18 protein-coding genes and 1 tRNA gene are annotated in these 18,258 nt (G+C 51.3%); 17 read left to right on the forward strand and 2 right to left on the reverse strand.

Translation table 11 applies throughout. The features are described from left to right. The first annotated feature begins 12 nt into the window (after positions 1 to 12). The 4 genes from ACTRC3_RS09730 (at position 13) to ACTRC3_RS09745 (ending at position 3,284) form a co-directional block, all read left to right on the forward strand. On the forward strand, positions 13 to 168 hold the full coding sequence (locus ACTRC3_RS09730; protein ID WP_440322935.1) for a KDGP aldolase: 156 nt from the start codon (positions 13 to 15) through the stop codon (positions 166 to 168). A 255-nt stretch (positions 169 to 423) separates the two neighbouring features. Next, positions 424 to 933 (forward strand): CarD family transcriptional regulator, encoded by a 510-nt coding sequence (locus ACTRC3_RS09735; protein ID WP_349164279.1) that lies wholly within the window; start codon positions 424 to 426, stop codon positions 931 to 933. 189 nt (positions 934 to 1,122) lie between these two features. After that, positions 1,123 to 1,500, forward strand: a complete 378-nt coding sequence (locus tag ACTRC3_RS09740; RefSeq protein WP_440322925.1) for a BlaI/MecI/CopY family transcriptional regulator — start codon at positions 1,123 to 1,125, stop codon at positions 1,498 to 1,500. Continuing rightward, positions 1,497 to 3,284: a M56 family metallopeptidase gene (locus tag ACTRC3_RS09745; RefSeq protein ID WP_440322926.1), complete on the forward strand. Its 1,788-nt coding sequence runs from the start codon at positions 1,497 to 1,499 to the stop codon at positions 3,282 to 3,284. Before ACTRC3_RS09740 ends, ACTRC3_RS09745 begins: the two co-directional genes overlap by 4 nt. Before the next feature lie 91 nt (positions 3,285 to 3,375). Here the strand turns inward: ACTRC3_RS09745 and ACTRC3_RS09750 are convergent, their stop codons facing one another. After that, positions 3,376 to 3,627 carry a PRC-barrel domain-containing protein gene (locus ACTRC3_RS09750; protein ID WP_158362143.1) on the reverse strand — a complete coding sequence of 84 codons (252 nt, stop codon included), beginning with the start codon at positions 3,625 to 3,627 and terminating at the stop codon, positions 3,376 to 3,378. Between the two features lie 172 nt (positions 3,628 to 3,799). Between ACTRC3_RS09750 and nrdR the strand changes: the two genes are divergently transcribed. From nrdR to efp, 4 genes are all read left to right on the forward strand, one after another. Continuing rightward, positions 3,800 to 4,252 (forward strand): transcriptional regulator NrdR, encoded by a 453-nt coding sequence (gene nrdR / locus ACTRC3_RS09755; protein WP_349164277.1) that lies wholly within the window; start codon positions 3,800 to 3,802, stop codon positions 4,250 to 4,252. A gap of 20 nt (positions 4,253 to 4,272) precedes the next feature. Beyond that, entirely contained in the window at positions 4,273 to 4,776 is a 504-nt protein-coding gene (locus tag ACTRC3_RS09760; RefSeq protein ID WP_349164275.1) for a YqeG family HAD IIIA-type phosphatase, read from the forward strand. Continuing rightward, positions 4,773 to 5,846 (forward strand): M24 family metallopeptidase, encoded by a 1,074-nt coding sequence (locus tag ACTRC3_RS09765; protein WP_440322927.1) that lies wholly within the window; start codon positions 4,773 to 4,775, stop codon positions 5,844 to 5,846. Before ACTRC3_RS09760 ends, ACTRC3_RS09765 begins: the two co-directional genes overlap by 4 nt. 136 nt (positions 5,847 to 5,982) lie before the next feature. Next, positions 5,983 to 6,540: an elongation factor P gene (gene efp / locus ACTRC3_RS09770; protein WP_178038626.1), complete on the forward strand. Its 558-nt coding sequence runs from the start codon at positions 5,983 to 5,985 to the stop codon at positions 6,538 to 6,540. 162 nt (positions 6,541 to 6,702) lie between these two features. Here the strand turns inward: efp and ACTRC3_RS09775 are convergent. Beyond that, positions 6,703 to 6,775: transfer RNA gene (locus tag ACTRC3_RS09775), tRNA-Arg, on the reverse strand. A 231-nt stretch (positions 6,776 to 7,006) separates the two neighbouring features. On the opposite strand from ACTRC3_RS09775, the gene ACTRC3_RS09780 reads away from it, so the two are divergent. From ACTRC3_RS09780 to ACTRC3_RS09820, 9 genes are all read left to right on the forward strand, one after another. Next, on the forward strand, positions 7,007 to 7,897 hold the full coding sequence (locus tag ACTRC3_RS09780; protein WP_440322928.1) for a DUF5688 family protein: 891 nt from the start codon (positions 7,007 to 7,009) through the stop codon (positions 7,895 to 7,897). Between the two features lie 118 nt (positions 7,898 to 8,015). Further along, a complete protein-coding gene (locus tag ACTRC3_RS09785; protein ID WP_440322929.1) occupies positions 8,016 to 9,071 on the forward strand; it encodes an SH3 domain-containing protein in 1,056 nt (351 codons plus the stop codon). Between the two features lie 96 nt (positions 9,072 to 9,167). Continuing rightward, positions 9,168 to 9,608 carry a hypothetical protein gene (locus ACTRC3_RS09790; RefSeq protein ID WP_178038629.1) on the forward strand — a complete coding sequence of 147 codons (441 nt, stop codon included), beginning with the start codon at positions 9,168 to 9,170 and terminating at the stop codon, positions 9,606 to 9,608. 226 nt (positions 9,609 to 9,834) lie between these two features. Then, on the forward strand, positions 9,835 to 11,169 hold the full coding sequence (gene gdhA / locus ACTRC3_RS09795; protein ID WP_349164270.1) for an NADP-specific glutamate dehydrogenase: 1,335 nt from the start codon (positions 9,835 to 9,837) through the stop codon (positions 11,167 to 11,169). Positions 11,170 to 11,386: 217 nt separating this feature from the next. Further along, positions 11,387 to 12,127: a pseudouridine synthase gene (locus ACTRC3_RS09800; protein WP_440322930.1), complete on the forward strand. Its 741-nt coding sequence runs from the start codon at positions 11,387 to 11,389 to the stop codon at positions 12,125 to 12,127. A gap of 11 nt (positions 12,128 to 12,138) precedes the next feature. Further along, positions 12,139 to 14,094, forward strand: a complete 1,956-nt coding sequence (gene ligA, locus ACTRC3_RS09805) for an NAD-dependent DNA ligase LigA (protein WP_440322931.1) — start codon at positions 12,139 to 12,141, stop codon at positions 14,092 to 14,094. Further along, complete coding sequence (locus tag ACTRC3_RS09810) at positions 14,091 to 14,882, forward strand: Cof-type HAD-IIB family hydrolase (RefSeq protein ID WP_440322932.1); 792 nt, start codon at positions 14,091 to 14,093, stop codon at positions 14,880 to 14,882. Before ligA ends, ACTRC3_RS09810 begins: the two co-directional genes overlap by 4 nt. A gap of 159 nt (positions 14,883 to 15,041) precedes the next feature. Continuing rightward, positions 15,042 to 17,339: a 1,4-alpha-glucan branching protein GlgB gene (gene glgB / locus ACTRC3_RS09815; protein WP_440322933.1), complete on the forward strand. Its 2,298-nt coding sequence runs from the start codon at positions 15,042 to 15,044 to the stop codon at positions 17,337 to 17,339. Beyond that, positions 17,336 to 18,235 (forward strand): mechanosensitive ion channel family protein, encoded by a 900-nt coding sequence (locus tag ACTRC3_RS09820; RefSeq protein ID WP_440322934.1) that lies wholly within the window; start codon positions 17,336 to 17,338, stop codon positions 18,233 to 18,235. Before glgB ends, ACTRC3_RS09820 begins: the two co-directional genes overlap by 4 nt. Positions 18,236 to 18,258 lie beyond the last annotated feature (23 nt).

An 18,258-nucleotide genomic window follows, 5' to 3' on the forward strand; every position in this document is an offset into this window, starting at 1 on the left:
GGCGGTATCGACCTGGATAACTTCCGCGAGATCATGGAGATCGTTCTGAACGCCGGCGTAGAGAAGGTGATTCCGCATGTATACTCCTCTATTATCGACAAGGCTACCGGCAACACCCGCATTGAGGATGTGAAGAAGCTGCTGGCCATCGTGAAAGAGCTGGTATAAAAAAGATAGTTCTATCATATTTCCATAACAAGACTTTACATACGGGACAGAAGAAAAGGGCAGGAGGCTGCAAGGCCGACCTGCCTTTTTCACGTCCCCGAGCCGCAAAAGTATGGAAAAAACGCACAAAAACGGATCCGTGTGTATCATGCAAAATCACGAAAAACAGAAAACAGACGAAAAAACATTAGAAAAACAGAAAATATTTTGATAAAATAAAAATAACGTAGTAAATAGACCGGAAGGAGGTTTCTCATGTTTGAAAAAGGCGGCTATATTGTATATGGAACGACAGGCGTGTGTCTGGTGGAAGAGATTACGGGAATGAAGATGAAGGGAGCCTCCGGGGAGAAGCTTTACTATGTGCTTCGCCCCTGCTTTCAGAAGGGCAACACCATTTTCACACCGGTGGACAACAGCAAAATCGCCATGCGGGCCGTCATGAATAAGGCAGAGGCGGAAGCGCTGGTGGAGCGGATTCCGGAGATTGAGGAACTGACGGAGACAGACGATAAGGAACGGGAGCGCCTTTACAAAGAAGCCATCAAAAGCGGTAAGCCGGGGGAATGGATTCGGATCATCAAGACCTCGTACCTGCGCAGCCGGAAGCGGGAGGCGGAAGGCAAGCGTGCCACTACGGTGGACGATCGGTATTTCCATACGGCGGAGGAGCATCTGTATGCGGAGCTGGCTGTGGTGCTGGGAATGGAGAAGGACGATGTGCGACAGTATATCGGGCAGAAAATCGAGCTGCTGGAGGTATAGATAGCGGATATGGTAGTGGGACGAAAAGCCGGAAAGGTTTTTCGTCCTTTTCAGATCCGGAAAAGAAAGAAAAACTTAAGAATTGGCAGATTGACAGGTGCAGCTGTTTATGGTAAGGTTTAATTGAATAAACCGGTTTAAAGTGATAGACTATATAACATGGAAAAGATATGGAGGTGCAAAATCTCAATGGAAGATTTAAAGTTATACGACGCGGAATATCGTCTGCTGGAGATTGTATGGGAAAAGGAGCCCTTAAGCTCCACAGAACTTTACAAGGAATGCCTGCCGAGACTGGGCTGGAAGAAATCGACCACTTACACAGTGCTTCGAAAGCTGGTAGAACGGGAAATCCTGAAAAATGAGAACGGGGCTGTGACAGCCCTGGTAAAGAAGGAGACTGTGCAGCGTTACGAGAGCCAGGCTGTGGTAGAAAAATGGTTTGATCATTCTCTGCCGGGTTTTGTGGCAGCATTCCTGGGGGAGAAGAAGCTTAGCCGGAAAGAGGCTGAGGAACTGAAGCAGCTGATTGACACTTATCAGGAAGACGGGGAGGATATGAGATGACGGACTTTATGACGGTATTAGGGAATCTGACTCTGGCTGCTTCACTGGCGGTTCTGCTGGTTCTGGCGGTGCGGGTGCTTCTGGCGCGGCTGCCCAAGCGATATCTGACGTTTTTGTGGCTGCCGGTCTTTTTTCGGGCTGTGTGTCCGGTTTCATTTCAGTCGCCTTTCAGTCTTTACCGGATTCTGAATGGAGTGCCGGGCTTTCACTCGACAGGTGGCAGAATGACCTTTACTCTGGCCGGATACCAGAGCGCAAGGATAACAGCAGTGCTGGAGCGCATAGGAAGCGCACTGAGCGATGGAAAGGGTGCTGCGGCTGTAAATGCGGCGACGGTAACGGAGGCAGGAGCAGAGGTTATATTGGAAAATATCCTGTTTGGAATCTGGCTGGGCGGCGTGACAGTGGTGTTGCTTTACGGTCTGTTTTCCTGGCTGCGGCTGCGCAGGAAGACTGCTCTGGCAGTGAAGCTGGAAGAGGGCGTCTATGAGTCGGATCGGATAGGCTCTGCCTTTCTGCTGGGGTTTTTCCGGCCGCGGATTTATCTTCCGGCGGGACTTGCGTCAGAAGAACGGATTCTGGTACTGACGCATGAGAAGACCCATAAGCGGCGGCAGGATTCCCGGGTAAAATTGTTGGCCTGGCTGGTATGTGTGGTACACTGGTTCAATCCCCTGCTGTGGCTGGCCTTTATACTGCTGGCCCGGGATATGGAGATGGCCTGCGATGAACAGGTGCTGGAACAGTTGGGGACGGAGGAAAAGAAGCGTTACAGTACCTTCTTGCTGAAGCTTTCCGCACCGGGCGCGTTTCTGACTGGTACGCCGGTGGCATTTGGAGAGAATTCCGTGAAGAGCCGGATTAAGAATATTCTCCGGTATAAAAAGACCAGAGCGGGAATCGCGGCGGCGGCCGTGGCGCTGGTGGCGGGCGCAGCCTGGTTTTGCCTGTCCAATCCGGCTTCGACTCTCGACGAGGATATCATCGGCGGCGCGGACGGTCCTACCTCCATTTTTCTGGCCGGAAAACTGAGCGGTGGAGATGATACGGCTTCCTTTGTATCCGGTGAAAATTTGAAGCTGGGTGGTGATGAGGAAAAAATATACGAGGTGGTAAAAACCTTCGCGGAAGCGGCAGGCAATCGGGACGCGGATACCGTCTGGGAATTGTTGAGTCCGGTGCTGCAGCACAGTGACGACCTGGGTATCCAGGTGCTGGAAGACGGGACCAAGACCATGGGCGTATCCAGCCCATTTCCGGCAGACGGCCCGACCATCAGCCTGAGCATTGGAGACGGCAGCGCGGATGCGGAGATTACCTATCCGTCCATGACCAGCGATCCTTTGTGGTGGTCCTGGAAAGATTATATTACACTGGAAAAGAACGGGGATACCTACCGTGTGACGGCCTGGAAAACGAAATATTACGATGATATCACCAGTGCTGCAGAATTTGAGGAGGCTTACCGGATGTGGCAGCCGGATTATCTGAAGCCCACGGACGAAACGGCGGATCTGGATTCCAGCTTTGCTTCCTATCTGGTGCAGAACGATGTGGCAGAGTCCTATCCGTCTTATTATGGGGAAGCATTTTCTACACCGGCGAAGGCATTGGAGACAACCTTGCATGTGTCCGGCGGCATAGGGAAGACGGAAGACGCGGATGGCGGCGATGTATGGGTAAATTATGAGTTTCCGGACGGAACCATCCGGGTGCGGATGACCCAGCCGGGCATCGACGAGGGCAGCCGGATCTGGGTGCCGAAGGAGATTCCCATGGGGTAAAGAGAAAGTAGCCAATGTGAAAATGAATAGCGAAAGCGTACAAAAGGAACTGGAATAGAACTTGGATACAGTTCCTTTTTGCGGCCATTCTTTATGGCTGTCTATGCAGCTTTTCATCTATATCAACCAATATAATGTCCGGCCCGATTTGCCGGATCTTACACCAGGGAATCTCACACTCATTTTCTTTCCCCAGGAAGCCCCAGAGCTTTTCGCTGGTGGTGGTAAGTAACGCCAGGATACAGCCGTTTTTGGGATCAAAGACCAGATCGGATACACAGCCCAGGCGCTTGCAGTCATGGATATTAATCACATCTTTTTCACGCAGTTCGCAGAAGGTCATGAGATGCTCCTGGAAGAAAGTTTCTTAAATTATTTTATGCAATAGAAACGGAGATGTGCAGAAGCTTAAAAATCTTTTTACGGCGATTTCTTATCATTTCCTATGACAATGATTGACATAAAACCAGAAGATGTACTATACTGGAACCATCAAAAAACCGGAGGATAATGGAATGAAGTGCCCATTTTGCAGTCAGGAAAATACACGCGTGATTGATTCAAGACCGGCAGACGACAACAGCTCAATCCGCCGCCGCCGTCTCTGCGACGCATGCGGCAAGCGGTTTACCACCTATGAGAAGATCGAGACGATTCCGGTCATGGTAATAAAGAAGGATAACAACCGGGAGCATTATGACAGAAGTAAGATTGAGGACGGTATCTTAAGAGCCTGCCACAAGCGGCCGGTGCCCTTAAAGAACATCAATGCCATGATAGACGGCATCGAGAGTGATATTTTCAACCGGGAGGAGCGGGAGATTCCAAGCTCTGTCATCGGCGAGATGGTCATGGATCGCTTAAAGGATCTGGATTCCGTGGCCTACGTGCGCTTTGCCTCTGTATACAGGGAGTTTAAGGATGTAAATACCTTCTTAAGCGAGCTGAAAAAGATGTTAGATAAGTAAATGAGTTAGGAGAAATGATTTTGTTTCAGGCATTTTACCCGAAAGAATATGTAGATTCCACCTATGGAATTGATTTTGAAGGTCTGTATCGCAGGGGCTTCCGCGGCATCCTGTTTGATGTGGACAATACCCTGGTACCTCATGGAGCTCCCGCTACCGCACAGAGCGTGGAGCTCTTTCAGCGGCTTCACGAGATGGGCTTTGCCACCTGTCTCATTTCCAATAACAAGGAACCCCGGGTGCGTCCTTTCGCGGACGCCATGGAGACGCCCTTTGTATACAAAGCGGACAAGCCAAGCCGGAGGGGCTACGAGGAGGGCATGCTCCGCATGGGTACAGATAAGACCAATACATTGTTTGTCGGCGACCAGCTTTTCACCGATGTATGGGGGGCCAACCGGACGGGCATGTACTCGATTCTCACAAAACCCATCGATCCCCATGAGGAGATTCAGATTGTGTTGAAGCGCTATCTGGAAAAGATTGTGCTGTTTTTCTATAAAAGAAGGGAAGCAAAGAAATGACAGCAGAGAAGATATTGGAGCTTTTAAAGGAAAAAAATGTGGACGCGGCGCTTGTATCCTCTCCAGCTAATATCCGCTATATCAGCGGTTTTGCAGGCACGGAGAGTTATCTGTACCTGACTCCGGAGCGGAAAGTGATTCTGACAGACAGCCGCTATACCCTGCAGGCGGAAGAGGAAGGGAAGGACTGCGCGGTTTGGACCATGAGCCGGGAGCGAAGCTATGGCGTCATGCTGGGTGAATTGCTGCGGGAAGACGGCGCAGGGCGCGTCGGCTTCGAGGAGAATGCCATGCTTTACGGTACCTGGAACAGCCTCTGGAAGAAGTCTGGTTTTGGGCCGGAGCACTGGGTGATGCTGGGAGACAGCCTGTCGGAGCTTCGGGTGATGAAAAATGAGCAGGAGCTTCAGTGGATGGAGAAGGCGGAAAGCATCGGCGACGCGGCATTTTCCTATATTCTGGGTGAACTGAAAGCAGGCGTTACGGAATTGGAAATCGCAGCGAAACTGGAATATTATATGCGAAGCCACGGAGCAGAGGGAACCAGCTTCGATACCATTGTGGCGTCCGGTTACCATTCCGCCATGCCCCATGCGGTCCCTTCAGAGAAAAGGCTGGAAGCAGGCGACTTTGTGACCATGGATTTCGGCTGTAAATATCATGGTTATTGTTCAGATATGACCCGTACCGTGGTCATTGGAAAAGCAAGCGAGCGACAAAAAGAGGTCTACAACGTGGTGCTGAAGGCACAGTTGACTGCATTAAAAGGCCTGCGCCCGGGCATGACCTGCGCCGAGGGCGATAAGCTGGCCAGGGACGTGATTGCGAAAGCAGGCTACGGAGAGTATTTCGGTCATTCCCTGGGGCATTCCGTGGGACTGGAGATTCATGAGAAGCCGGCCCTGTCCCCGAAGGACGGGCATGTGCTGCAGGCGGGCATGGTTGAGACCGTGGAGCCGGGCATCTATATCCCGGATTTCGGCGGCGTCCGCATCGAGGATATGGTGGTTCTCACAGAAAATGGCGTCCGCAATTTGACTCATTCGCCGAAGGAATTGATAGAAATATAGGCTGTGCGCAGAAAAAGGCTTGAAAAAGCCGAAGTTTTATTATAGAATACAATTTAGGTAATTGTGTGCGAGCAGTTACAAGTTCAATTTTCATGCGCAGAAGGCTGCGCTTAAGACATTAGGAGGAAATTTTAATATGATTTCAGCAGGAGATTTTAGAAACGGCGTTACACTTGAGATTGAAGGCAACGTATATCAGATCATGGAGTTCCAGCATGTAAAGCCGGGTAAGGGTGCAGCTTTCGTAAGAACAAAGCTGAAGAACATCATCAACGGCGGTGTGGTTGAGAAGACCTTCCGTCCCACAGAGAAGTTCCCGGCAGCAAGAATCGACCGTGTAGAGATGCAGTATCTGTATAACGACGGAGATCTGTACAACTTCATGAACACAGAGAACTACGATCAGATCGCTCTGAACAAGGATGATATCGGAGATTCCCTGAAGTTCGTAAAAGAGAACGAGATGGTTAAGGTATGTTCCTACAATGGCAACGTATTTGCGGTTGAGCCGCCTCTCTTCGTAGAGCTGGAGATCACCGAGACCGAGCCGGGCTTCAAGGGCGACACAGCTACAGGCGCAACCAAGCCGGCTACTGTAGAGACAGGCGCAGTTGTATACGTACCGCTGTTCGTAGAGCAGGGCGACAAGATCAAGATCGATACCCGTACAGGCGAGTATCTGTCCAGAGTCTAAGTTATCAGATTGTAATAAAGTCAGTTCATATAAAAAGAGGAGTTCCGCGGAAAGCGGGACTCCTCTTTATGTCTGGGATTCTATTCGATAGGGTATTTCCTATAGAGCAAAAAACCGCGCCGCCATCCCGAAGGACAGCGGCGCGGAAAACGTATAATGAAGTGCATCTGACTAGATTCGAACTAGCGGCACCTGGCGTCGGAGGCCAGTGCTCTATCCACTGAGCTACAGATGCATATCAGCTACCAATCTATATTACAACAAATCTTTCGCTGACGCAAGTAAAAAATAAAAAAAGTTCCAAAAGTTAAATTTTCATAAAACTCTTGCAAAAGGAAAAAGCTTCCAGTATAATGAGGGCATCTTCAAAATCGGCAGCGAATCGCTGCATCCTTCCCCGGGAACGAAAAAAAGATAAAAACACGAAAGAGAAGCATACGAAACGCAGTTAAGAAAGGAAAATATTATGAACTATCAGGAATTTGTGGGTTCCGTGACAGGCTTCCTTCGTGAATCTTTGCCCGGCGGAACCAGACTGCAGCTGATTCCACTGGAGAAAAACAATGGAATCATCATGGACGGACTCTCAGTACGCAAAGAGGGGAAACGGGTAGCGCCCATGATTTATCTGGATTCCTATTACAGGGAGTATCTGGACGGCAGATCCCTTCGGGGGATCTGTGATCAGATTCTGGAATGCTGTGAAGATTCGGACTTTGAGGAGCATTTTGACGTGGATTTCTTCCGGGAACCGGAACGGGTCCGGTCCACGGTGGCCTATCGACTCATCAATTATGAGAAAAACCGGGAGCTTTTACAGGAGATTCCCCATCTGCCCTTTCTTGATTTGGCAGTGGTATTCTACAGCCTGCTGACGGATACTCCGGTGGGACATGCCACAGTGTTGATTCGTAACAGCCATCTGGAGCTCTGGGGCAAAAATACATCCTGGCTCTATGAGGCGGCGAAGGAGAATACAGAAAAACTGCTGCCAAAGAGACTGGTCAGCATGGAGGATATGATTTACGAGCTGTCGGAAGGAAAGCAGGAGCCGGAATACGCAGGCGTCCCCATGTATGTGCTGACCAACAGCCGGAAATCCTTTGGGGCGGCCTGCCTGCTCTACGACGGAGTCCTGGGAGAATGCTTCCGGCGGCTGGAGGAAAGCTATTATCTGATTCCCAGCAGCGTCCACGAAGTGATTCTGATTCCGGCTTCCGCAGTGGGCGACAGCCGGGAGCTGTGTGCCCTGGTGCAGGAAATGAACCGGACCCAGGTGCGCAGTACGGAAGTACTGTCGGATACGGTTTATCTCTATTCGGAAGAGACAAGACGCCTGGAAATGATTGATTTTTGAAAGGCGTTACACAATTTTCACAAATTTATCACAATTTACGGTTGCCTTTTTGGCTCAAGTTTGTTACAATCGATTTGTTACGAAAATGTTACAAAGTGAAAACTGCTTGGAGGCAACTATGAAATTTGATAATATAAAAGAACTTTTTGACAAGGAGAACTTCAGCGCCTGGGTAAACGAGCATAAGCGTCAGGTGGCCGTAGGCTGTATCGCAGCCTGTCTCGTGATTGCCGCAGGGGCCAGCGTCATCAGCAGCAGTAGCAGTAAGAAGACGGAAAACGCTGCTGAGGGAGGATCCGTGATGACCAGCGCAGTGCAGGATACAGAGGCGGCGGAGGAAACAGCCCTGGAAGAAGCAAATCAGCTGGAGCAGGACGCGTACCCGGAGGTCAACGACCTGGTGCAGAAGTATTATGATTACATGTCCGCAGGCGATGTGGATGGTCTGGCGTCCGTAGAGGATCAGATCAGCGAGGAGGAGCAGAACCGTATCCTTCGTTCCAAGGATCTGGTAGAAGGCTATCAGAATATCTCCTGTTACACCAAAAAGGGCCTGGAGGATGGTTCCTATCTGGTATTTGTATATTACGAGCTGAAGTTCGCACAGATCGATACCCCGGCGCCGGGACTTTCCCCGCTGTATGTCTACACCAACGACGAGGGTAATCTGGTTGTTTTCAACGGCGAGGCCAGCGATGAGCTGAACGCGTATGTGGAAAAGGCAGCTCAGGAGGACGATGTAATGGCGCTCCGTGAGGAGGTCAAGACCAAGTACGAGGAAGCCAAGGCAGCAGACGAGAATCTTGCGAAGCAGGAGGAACGTTATCTGAAGATTGCGCAGGATTCCACAGCAGCTGAGGAGAATACCGAAGAAGCGGCGCCGGAGGAGAATGCGGAAGAGCAGCCTGCCGAGGAAAACCAGGAGGAGGTTCAGGAAGAACCGGCTCAGGAAGAGGCACCGGCTGAGAATACAGGCAGCGCGACCGCCCAGAACCGTGCGACCCGGTTCAAGGAGAGCGTACGTCTCCGTGCGGACGCAAGCACCGACGCGGAATATCTGGGTACTGCATATCAGGGAGAAAGCGTTACACAGATCGAGAGCTATGATAACGGCTGGAGCAAGATCAGCTACAACGGCAAAGAGTGCTACTGCATGACTGAGTACCTGGAGTAAGCAAGGCCGCAAGACAAACGTATATTTTTTAAAAATCTCCACATTCTATGAGCGAAAGCCCAGGCGGACTTTCGCTTATGGAAAGGAGATTTTTTTATGCTTACGAACGCGGATTTGGCGGTGCTGAACGAGGCGTACCGCAGCAGTCGAAAAGGAGTGGAGACCATTAATACAGTCATCAGTAAGGTGTACGACGACGATCTGGCCCTGGATTTGAACCGGCAGGCCGTGCATTTTCTGGCTTTCGAGGATAAGGCGGCGGAAGAAATCCGAAAGGCAAGTGAACGTCCGGAGGGCGCTTCGGCGGTGGAAAAGGCGGCCAGCTGGACGGCACTGCAGGCCGGAACACTTCTGAATACAAGCACCGGACATGTGGCTGAGCTGATGATCGAAGGAAACGCGAAGGGAATCACCGATTTGATGAAGGCCGTGAAGAAAAATCAGGAGGCGAAGCGGGAGTATTGTGAGCTGGCAGAAGAACTGATGGATTTTGAGGAAAAGAATATCGAGTGCCTGAAAAATTATTTGGACGAGTAGCGATGGCTCAGTTTAAAACGATAAAATTTTAAGCAAAAAAAGAACGTCATGAAAAAATTTTTGGATTTTTTACAAAAAACGCTTGCAAAAAGAGTGCTGCGGTGGCATAATAAACCTCGACAAAGGCGTCAAAAAGAAGCGTGAGAAAAGAATTTCGCGTTTCTGTTTTGGACGCCTTTTTTTGTACTTAAAAATAAAAGGGAAACACACGAGGAGGAAACGAAAAATGTCTTATGTTGATGAAGTGATTGAGAAGGTTGTTACAAAGAACCCGGGCGAACCGGAGTTCCATCAGGCAGTCAAAGAGGTTCTGGAGTCTCTGCGTCCGGTAGTGGAAGCGCATGAGGAGCAGTACCGCAAAGAGGCAATTTTGGAGCGCCTGGTTGAGCCGGAGCGTCAGATTAAGTTCCGTGTTCCGTGGGTAGACGATAAAGGACAGGTTCAGGTGAACGTAGGTTACCGTGTACAGTTCAATAGCGCTATCGGACCGTATAAGGGAGGCCTTCGTCTTCATCCGTCCGTAAATGTGGGCATTATCAAGTTCCTGGGCTTTGAACAGATCTTCAAGAACTCCCTGACCGGACTGCCCATCGGCGGCGGCAAGGGTGGTTCTGATTTCGATCCGAAGGGCAAATCTGACCGTGAGGTTATGGCATTCTGCCAGAGCTTCATGACAGAGCTTTACAGACACATCGGCAAAGACACCGACGTTCCGGCAGGCGATATCGGAACCGGCGCAAGAGAGATTGGATATATGTATGGCCAGTACAAGAGACTGACCGGTCTCTATGAGGGCGTTCTGACCGGAAAGGGACTTTCCTACGGCGGTTCCCTTGCGAGAACGGAAGCTACCGGCTACGGACTTCTGTACTTCACACAGGAGATGCTGAAGGCAAACGGCATCGATATCGCAGGCAAGACCGCTGCAGTATCCGGCTCCGGTAATGTAGCTATCTACGCTATTGAAAAGGCAACTCAGCTGGGCGTCAAGGTTCTGACCTGCAGTGATTCCAACGGCTGGGTATACGATCCGGAAGGCATCGACGTAGCAGCCCTGAAAGAGATCAAGGAGGTAAATCGTGCCCGTCTGACCGAGTACAAGAAGTACCGTCCGAATTCCGAATACCATGAGGGACGCGGCGTATGGAGCGTAAAGGTTGACCTGGCTCTGCCGTGCGCGACCCAGAACGAGCTGCTGCTGGACGATGCAAAGGCACTGGCTGCGAACGGCTGCATTGCAGTGGCTGAGGGCGCGAACATGCCGACCACTCTGGAAGCTACCCAGTACATTCAGGAGCACGGCCTTCTGTTCGCACCGGGCAAGGCGTCCAACGCAGGCGGCGTGGCTACATCCGCACTGGAGATGTCCCAGAACAGCGAGCGTCTGAGCTGGACTTTCGAAGAGGTTGACGCAAAGCTTCAGAACATCATGGTAAATATCTTCCACAACGCAGCAGACGCTGCAGAGCGTTACGGTTACGCAAAGAACTATGTAGTAGGCGCAAATATCGCAGGCTTTGAGAAGGTTGTAAATGCTATGTTGGCACAGGGAGTTTGCTAATCGTATCTATTTCTTGCTTCTGGCGGAAATATCCAGTATAATAGGCAGTGGTGAATGGATTTTAAAATCCATTTGCCACTGCTATTTTTTCGCGGGCAACGAGCAAAAGTCCGTGCTTGCACGGGACCTTGGCGACTGCCGCGAAAACTTGGGAAATGTGCAGAGCACATTTCTCATAGTTTCATGTCCGTAAAAGGATGTGGACAGGAGGAAAATTATGGAAGAAATTCGTCTGAATAAATATTTAAGCGAAGCCGGTGTATGCTCAAGGCGCGAAGCGGACAGACTGATCGAAGCGGGTAAGGTGCTGATAGACGGTGTCCCGGCTAAGATGGGACAGCGGGTCCAGCCCGGCCAGAAGGTCCAGGTGGGCGATACGATCCTGGGCGGGGAGAAAGAGGAGCAGATTCTGCTGGCGGTGTACAAGCCCCCCGGCGTCATCTGCACCACGGACAAGCGGGAGAAGCGTAACATCGTAGATTATGTGGGCTATCCCACCCGGATTTACCCCATTGGACGTCTGGACAAGGATTCGGAAGGGCTGATTCTCATGACCAACGATGGCAGCCTGGTGAACCGGATGATGCGCTCCACGAATCATCACGAGAAAGAATATCTGGTGCGGGTCAATAAGCCCGTGACTGACGCCTTTTTACAGAAGATGGCGTCCGGCGTGCGGATTCGGAAGGTGGAAAAGGGTGAGGTGCTCCTGGATGCCATGACCCGTCCGTGTGAAATGGAAAAACTTGGAAAATGCAGCTTCCGCATCGTGCTGACGCAAGGGCTGAATCGTCAGATTCGGCGCATGTGTGAGACTCTTGGCTATCATGTGGAGCATCTGAAGCGTATCCGCGTGCTGAATATCGAGCTGAAGGGCATGAAGCCCGGCACCTGGCGGAAGATTAGTGAGCGGGAAATGGCGGAGCTTCAGGAGCTTCTGAAGGACTCTAAAAATTAGGAAGACAGAACATGAACAATAATATAGAAAAAAAGAAGCGTCAGAAGGAACTGACGGAAAAACTGAACGCTGCGAGCCGGGCCTATTACCAGGAAGCCCGGGAGATCCTGAGTAATTATGAGTACGATGCGCTCTATGATGAGCTGGCGGCGCTGGAGAAAGAGACCGGCACGGTGCTGGCCGGAAGTCCCACGGCCCATGTGGGCTACGAGGTGTTAAGCGAGCTTCCCAAAGAGCGGCATGAGAGCCCGATGCTGTCCTTGGATAAGACTAAGGATCGGGATGCGCTTGCAGCCTGGATCGGCGAACACCGCACCCTGCTTTCCTGGAAGCTGGACGGTCTGACCATCGTGCTGACCTATCGGAACGGCGGGCTTTTCAAAGCAGTTACCCGTGGAAACGGCGAGGTGGGAGAGGTCATCACCAACAATGCGAGGGTCTTCAAAAATGTGCCCTTACGGATTCCGTTTCAGGGTGAGCTGGTGCTCCGTGGCGAGGCGGTCATCGGATATCATGAGTTTGAACGCATCAACGAGGAGATTCCCGAGGCGGACGCCAAGTATAAGAACCCTCGGAACCTATGCAGCGGCTCCGTGCGTCAGTTGAATAATGAGATCACTGCGAAGCGGAACGTCCATTTCTTTGCCTTTGCGCTGGTGCGGGCTGAGAGCGTGGATTTTGAGAATTCCAGGGAGAAGCAGTTTCTGTGGCTGAAGGAACAGGGCTTCGATGTGGTAGAATATAAGGTGGTAACCGGTGCGACCCTGTCGGAAAACATGGATTGGTTTGCGGAGCACATCGAGAAGAACGAATATCCGTCTGACGGCCTGGTGGCTCTCTACGACGACATTGCCTATGGCGAAGCCTTAGGCAGAACCGCCAAGTTCCCCCGTAATTCCATGGCCTTCAAATGGGCTGACGAAATCCGGGAGACCACACTGAAAGAAATCGAGTGGAGCCCGTCCAGAACCGGCCTCATCAACCCGGTGGCCATCTTTGAGCCGGTGGAGCTGGAGGGCACCACCGTGAGCCGGGCCAGTGTCCACAACATCAGCATTATGCGGGGACTGGAGCTGGGCGTGGGTGATACGATAGAAGTATACAAAGCCAATATGATCATCCCACAGATTGCGGAAAATAAGACCCGGAGCGGCGTCCGGGATATCCCGGAGGTCTGTCCGGTGTGCGGCGGTGTCACGGAGATTCGGAAAACGAACGACGTGGAATCCCTCTACTGCACGAACCCGGAATGCCAGGCGAAGAAAATCAAGTCCTTCACCTTATTTGTGAGCCGTGACGCCCTGAATATCGAGGGACTGTCCGAGGCTTCATTGGAGAAATTTATCGGTCGGGGCTTTATTCACGAGTTCGCGGACATCTTTAAGCTGAGCGTCCATAAAGCGGAGATTGTGGAGATGGAGGGTTTCGGGGAAAAGTCCTACGAGAATCTGATGGCTGGCATTGAGCGGGCCAGAACGACCACCCTTGCCAGAGTTATTTACAGTCTGGGCATCCCGAATATCGGACTGTCCGGCGCAAAACTTATATGCAGACAGTTTGAGGACGAGGTGGATCAGGTGCTGGCGGCGGACGAGGAAGCTCTGGCGGCCATTGATGGCATCGGCGCAGTCATTGCCGGAAGCTTCGCAGAGTACTTCCGGGACGCGGAAAAACGGGAGCGTTTCGAGCGCCTGCTTTCCCGGCTGACCCTTGTAAAGGAGGAGGTATCCGGGGAGCAGGATTTGAAGGGCAAGGTCTTTGTGGTAACCGGAAGTCTGACGCATTTTGCCAACCGGAATGAGCTGAAGGATCAGATCGAGAAGCGGGGCGGCAAGGTGACCGGAAGCGTCACCGGCAAGACGGATTATCTGATCAATAACGACACAACTTCTTCCTCATCCAAGAATAAGAAGGCAAAGGAGCTTGGCATCCCGATTATTTCTGAGGAGGATTTTCTAAAGCTATGAGTGATAAAAAGATCGTATTTTTTGATATAGACGGAACCCTTTATGAATTTGATAAGGGAATTCCGGACAGCGCGGTGGAGGGACTGAAGCGCCTGAAGGAGAACGGACATATCATAATCCTGTGTACGGGTAGACCCGTATCCTCGCTGTTTCCGGAGATACTCTGTCTGCCCCATGACGGCGTCATAAGCGGTGCGGGAACCCGGGTGGAATTTGGGGATAAGGTGCTGCGCAATGAGTTATTGTCCAACGAACTGCTGATGCAGACTGTACCGAGAATGGAAAAAAACGGGTGCACAGCAGTACTGGAGGGACCGGAATATTTAAGCTGCCGGATGGACGGCGACGCCTTCGATTATTTTCGGATTTTACTGCGGCTGAGAGACGATTATCCGGAGCGTCTGAAGGAGATGGATCTGATGACGGACCGGACCTGCAAGATTACTGTGGCTATCAAAGACATGGAGGCCTTTGAACGAATGATTCCGGAGCTTTCACGGGCTTTTGAACTGGCCCGCTATGAGGACGAACCCTATACGGAAATGATGCCAAAGAATATCTCCAAGGCCGACGGCATCCGGATTCTTCTGGAGGAGCTGGAGATTCCGTTAAAGAACACCTATGCGTTCGGCGATGGACCCAACGATATGGAGATGCTCCAGTACGTGGAGTATGGTACAGCCATGGGCAACGCAGAAAAACAGGTACTGGAAACGGCGAAATATCGAACAGAAGGCATGTGGGAAGACGGTATTTATCATGCGCTGCAAAGATACGGCCTGATCTAAAAAAGTTCAGTACAGCCCGAAGCACTTGCTGCTGAGGGCGTAAGAAAGTGATTCAGGAGTGCAAAATCCCATCGGCGAAGCCGATTCTCATGGATTTTGCATTGTAACTGGTCAGGTACTGAACAGTTACAGGTTTTATCGCATAAGGAGGAGAAGGTTATGGACAAGAAGTTGTACGAGCTTATGAACTGGCCGCGGATTGAGGCCCTGGTGTATTCAGAGGAGGATGAGCCGCAGGAGATCCTGGGACCTCATAAAGTCAAGGGGGGAACTTTGATACAGGCTTTTCTGCCCACAGCAGTTCAGATGGAAGTAATCTTAAAAGATACAGGCAAGGCAGTGGAGATGGAAAAAACGGACGAGGAAGGCTTCTTCGCGGCGCTGGTTCCGGGCAGAAAGATTCCGGCGTATCATTTCCGGGTTACCTATGATAACAATACGGTGCAGGAGATGGAGGATATTTATCGATTCTCACCGCAGGTATTTACAAAACAGGATTTGGAAAACTTTTCCAATGGAATTCACTATACGATTTACGAGAAAATGGGCGCGCATCCCATGTCCATCGACGGCGTGGAGGGAACCTATTTCGCAGTTTGGGCACCGAATGCGGAACGCGTCAGCGTGGTGGGTGATTTTAACCTGTGGGATGGCCGCCGCAATCCCATGATCAAGATAAAAGAAGCAGGGATTCATGAACTGTTTATTCCGGGCCTGAAAGCAGGAGCCTGCTATAAATATGAAATCAAGACGAAGCAGGGGCTGCCGATGCTGAAAGCCGACCCCTACGCCAACGCGGCGGAGCTTCGTCCCAACACGGCTTCCATTATCACCGAGCTTGGCGGCTTTACCTGGACCGATGAGAAATGGCTGGAGCAGAGAAAGGCGACAGATTATAAGAAAGAACCCATGCTGATTTACGAGGTGCATCTGGGCAGCTGGCGAAAGCCGGAGCCGGACGGGGAAGACGCGCGGGAGTTTTATACATACCGGGAGCTGGCTCCCATGCTGGCTTCCTATGTGAAAGAGATGGGGTATACCCATGTGGAGCTGATGCCGATTATGGAGCATCCGTTGGATGAGTCCTGGGGCTATCAGGTGACGGGCTATTACGCCCCCACGGCACGCTACGGTACGCCGGAGGACTTTATGTATTTCATGAATTACCTGCATGAGCAGGGGATTGGCGTGATTCTGGACTGGGTTCCGGCCCATTTCCCGAAAGACGTCTTTGGCCTGGCGGGCTTCGACGGCACCTGCCTCTACGAACACTTTGATCCGCGGCAGGGAACCCATCCCCACTGGGGAACATTGCTCTACAACTATGGCCGTCCCCAGGTCAAGAACTTCCTGATTGCCAACGCGCTGTTCTGGACCGAGAAGTATCATGCCGACGGCATCCGTATGGATGCGGTGGCTTCCATGCTGTACCTGGATTATGGTAAAAATGAGGGCGAGTGGATTCCGAATATCTATGGCGGTAAGGAGAATCTGGAGGCCATTGAATTTTTGAAGCACCTGAATTCTATCTATAAAAAACGCAAAGACGGCGCGCTTCTGATTGCCGAGGAGTCCACGGCGTGGCCCAAGGTGACTGGCGATCTTGACCAGGGTGGCCTCGGCTTTGATTTCAAATGGAATATGGGCTGGATGAATGATTTCCTGGGTTATATGCACTATGATCCGGTATTCCGTGGCTACCATCACGGCGAGCTGACCTTCAGCTTTATCTATGCGTGGAGTGAGAACTTTATCTTAAGTCTCTCCCATGACGAGGTGGTTCATGGCAAGTCCCCCATGGTGGGCAAGATGCCGGGCGACCGGGATTCCCAGCTTAATAACCTGCGGGCAGCTTACGGTTTCATGGCCGTGCATCCGGGCAAAAAACTGCTCTTTATGGGACAGGAGTTTGCCACCTTCGACGAGTGGAACGAGAAGGAAAGCCTGGACTGGGATCTTCTGCAGTATCAGGATCACAGCGATATGCGAGGCTTCGTGAAGGCGCTGAACAGCTTCGTGAAGGAGCATCAGGCGCTCTATGCGGGCGACTGCACCCCCGAGGGCTTTCAGTGGATTAACAATATCTCCGCTGATGAAAATATGCTGGTATTCCTTCGAAAAGCCGAGAAAGAGACACTGTTAGTCGTATGCAACTTCTCTCCGTTGGTTTATGAGAAGCATAAGATTGGCGTACCGTTTGAGGGAAAATATAAGGAAATCTTCAACAGTGACAGTGAAAAGTTCGGCGGTACCGACGTACGCAATAAGCGGGTGAAGACGTCGAAAAAATCCGAGTGCGACGGCTTCGAGGATTCCATTGAGATCACAGTTCCGCCCATGGGAGTGGCGGTGTTTACCTGCACCGAGGAGAGGCTGCCGGTGAAGGGGAAAAAGGCGGCTGCGAAGAAACCGGCTGCAAAAACTGCTTCAGGAAAGGGATGTACTAAGAAAGCATGATGTGTTTAGCCACAGTTGCCGACTCTCCGGAGCTGGCGGCTCAGATTAACGAGAATATAGAAAATGTAACCCAGCAGATCAGCCGGACCCAGGAGTACATTGATAAGTACCTTCCGGTGGCCATAAGCTTTGGTCTCCGGCTTCTGCTGACGATTATCCTGTTTATCGTGGGCAGCAGGCTCATAAAAGTAGTCCGCAAAATCGTCCGTCGTTCCATGGAGCGGACAGGAGCCGACATGGGCGTGATACAGTTTATGGATTCCCTGATTAAACTGCTCCTGTATTTCCTGCTGATCATGTTTCTGGCCGACGGCATCGGCGTGGATACCACCTCTGTCATGGCGCTGGTGGGTTCTGCAGGTCTGACCATCGGTCTGGCTTTTCAGGGCAGTCTGTCCAACTTTGCAGGCGGCGTGCTGATTCTGCTGATCAAGCCATTTAAGGTGGGCGATTATATCATCTACACCTCCGGGAACCTGGAGGGCAAGGTGACCAAGATTGAGATGTTCTACACGACCCTGTTCACGATTGACAATAAAAAGGTCGTGATCCCCAACGGCACCCTATCTAACAGCAGTCTGATCAACGTGACCGCTGAGGACAAGCGCCGTATCGACATTACTGTGGGCGTCAGCTACACGGCGAATCTGAAGCTGGCCAAAGAAGTCTGCCTGAATCTGCTGGCCGCGCAGCCCGCCGTCCTGCAGGATCAGAATAACATGGTTGTAGTAGACGACCTGGCGGACAGCTCTGTGAATCTGAAGATCTGCTGCTGGGTTTCTGCGGAAGACTACTGGTCGACCCGCTGGGAGCTGATTGAGAAAATCAAGCTGGCTTTTGATGAAAATGGCATTGAGATTCCATTCAATCAGCTGGATGTGAATTTGAAGCAGTAAACGATCCAAATTTACAGATAAGT

This window comes from Laedolimicola sp. (assembly GCF_051972735.1).
In the GTDB taxonomy this organism is placed as follows: domain Bacteria; phylum Bacillota; class Clostridia; order Lachnospirales; family Lachnospiraceae; genus Laedolimicola; species Laedolimicola intestinihominis.